Genomic DNA, 2,578 nt, shown 5'->3' with positions numbered 1-2,578 from the left:
CCATGCTACCTCACGAAATTCCGGGACTCCTGTCGCCATAATTCGTTCACCTACGCAGCGGATGGGAGATGCCCTGAACGCCCTGCGTCCGCAACGACTACGCACAAAAGCCGCTTCGTCATTACTACCTCACTGGCTGGACGGCTATTCGGAATGCAATTCTTGCTCCTCTCGCGTGCTGCTAGCACACGTCGAATCAGCGAATTGCCCTGTCGCCTATCAGGGACTAAAAATCACCACTTCGCTAAGCTCCGTTTCCATGATTTTCAGCGGAAGTAGCCCGCCATTTCTTCACAACAGAATCATTATCTTCTAGACCCCAAGCACGGTAAATCTTTACTGCTAAGATTGCATCGTATGCCTCATTGATCCGCTGTGTTAGTTCACGTACAGAGGGAATACGACGAACAAATACCAGATGCTTATCTTCATGCAGATCTCGTGGAGCTATAAATAAGTTATTTGGTAGGCACATATCAACCAATTGACCATACTTTGGGTGGTCAGGTGATCTACCGTAGCTTGTGAAATACTGCTCGGATAAGCGCGTCAGCATTTTTGTATCTCGCGCTTTTGAAAAATCTTTTTGATTTTCCTCGCCAATATCATCTTCTTGTTCATTTACTAAGTTATCTGATTGGCCTAATCGCCTTCCCGGTGACTCAAATCCCTCAAGAAAACCATACAAGAGGCTTTTATTATCACGAGTAAACTTAAGTTCTGTCACCAACTTTTTTTGGTATAGAGCAAAAAACATTTCCGATTCAGGACGTTCACTGAAATCACAGGGGATTGCTTTTTCATTTCTATACTCTCGCTTACTATGATAGCGATCAATTCCCTTCATACGCCTGAAACGTCTGAGGCCGTAACTTTGCATTAGCACTTCAGGTGCTTTTTTCTCTAATTCCTCAACCTCAAGGAAGTAGCTCAAAATATTATTGATGTCATTCAGATGAGTGTGGCTGGGGGTGGCTGTTAACAGCAGTGATTTGTCAGCTAGCCGGGTAGCTCCACTGCCAAAAAATTCCTCAGCAGCATTTACACGTTGGGATTTTCCATTTTTATTGCGAAAATAGTGGGCCTCGTCAATAATCACCAGATCAAAACCGTCCTCATCAAGCGCATGTCGTATTCGGTTGCGGTTTTTTTTTGCATTCGCACGTGCTTTTGCGATAATGTTATTATCTTTTTCTTCTTGAGGAACGAGCCCGCTCAGCGAGTAGATGGTTGTTAAATATAGATGTCCAGCATTCGACTCTACAGCAGCTGCAAGATCATCAAGCCTCCAGCACTTTTGTACAACAGGGACAAGCCCACCATCCACACTGTTTTTTATACAATGGTCTGCTTCTCGGAAGTGAAAGTGTACAAAAGCATTTAATTCGCGTTCCCAATGGGCGCAAATATCCCGGTTAGGCGCCATCACTAACACTTTCGCATCAGGCTTCATTTTCCACAGTAAAGCAGCCACGCCCAAAGCTTGAAAAGTCTTTCCCATTCCAACTTCATCAGCTTGTAAGGCAACATTGTGCGTAGACAGCAAGTTCCATAGATAGGCGACTCCTTCTACTTGACGTGATGCCATGGAGGTAGATTCTTTACCTTCGTAGTGCCAATCTACGTTGTCACGGTCGAAGTTGATCCAATCTGATACTTTCTCTGCGGCAACAAGCCGCCCCAATCAGTCTGTGGCATAGCTGCACTCCCTTGCGACCATCTCTACATAACCACCTTTTATATCAACATTTTCAGGTAGTGCTGCCCTTTCAATATTGATCATGTCCCAGCGGGTCTTTGGCAGAGAGTGCTCATCTTTACCGATGGATCTACGCTTTCTTTTTGCAAGCTTACATAATGTATGCACTTCATTTGTCAGAAACCAATTAAAAATACTGGCTTTAAGATCCTGGAGACGGCTGCTCGTCTTTTCAAGCAGCTCCAGTAAACAACCGGGTTTCGTAAAAACATAGCGATTTAATTCATCCACTGATTTAATCGACCCTATGGTATCTGCATATTGCTGTGTTGCCTGGAACAAACGAAAATAACTGATACCATCCTTCGCCTCAGCCACGATTATCGGTAAATCTTCATCTACCCTACCCTCAAATTCACCGTCGCTACTTATCTCAGAAAGAAACGGTATGGTGTCACTGGGACCTGGCTCACCGTCGAACACAAAAGTGTTTAGTAGATCACTCAATGATTCAAACCCCTGTGAACGGCGATAGTCAAAATTGGTCTCCGTTATCAAGCCACGCTGCACAGGCTTAGGAATAAGCACGAAACAACTTCCCGATATTAATTATTCTTGAGGAATTGCACGGTAATTCCATTTTGGTAAATGTGTATCAAATACAATCGGCATTATTTCTTTGAAGTCAGCGGCATATTTTCGTCCTGTCTCGTATATTTTGTCGAGTATGTGAACAATTGTTGTTAGTCCTTTTGACGTTGATGTTCTAGAAATCAATGTTTTAACTGTTTCAACCGAGTCAAATACAACACCTTCACAAGCACGAGTCACATGAGGAAAAAAACGATGTTCAATGGGATTATACTTGGAGGTATAAGG

Annotated in this window: 3 protein-coding genes; all 3 read right to left on the bottom strand. The window is 43.6% G+C overall.

Translation table 11 applies throughout. From position 1 onward, the window contains the following. Positions 1 to 244 precede the first annotated feature (244 nt). The gene (locus CDZ78_RS11280) at positions 245 to 1,684 is read right to left on the bottom strand and encodes a DEAD/DEAH box helicase family protein (protein ID WP_087870102.1); all 1,440 of its coding nucleotides are present in this window, start codon (positions 1,682 to 1,684) and stop codon (positions 245 to 247) included. Further along, the gene (locus CDZ78_RS11275) at positions 1,685 to 2,287 is read right to left on the bottom strand and encodes a hypothetical protein (protein ID WP_087870101.1); all 603 of its coding nucleotides are present in this window, start codon (positions 2,285 to 2,287) and stop codon (positions 1,685 to 1,687) included. 21 nt (positions 2,288 to 2,308) lie between these two features. Then, positions 2,309 to 2,578 (bottom strand): ISAzo13-like element transposase-related protein (locus CDZ78_RS11270; protein WP_444979205.1); only part of this gene is annotated, 270 nt, incomplete at its 5' end.

It is taken from the genome of Bathymodiolus platifrons methanotrophic gill symbiont, from assembly GCF_002189065.1.
In the GTDB taxonomy this organism is placed as follows: domain Bacteria; phylum Pseudomonadota; class Gammaproteobacteria; order Methylococcales; family Methylomonadaceae; genus Methyloprofundus.
The sequence above is the reverse complement of the archived record's forward strand: the minus strand, read 5'-3'. Positions and strand labels throughout refer to the sequence as shown.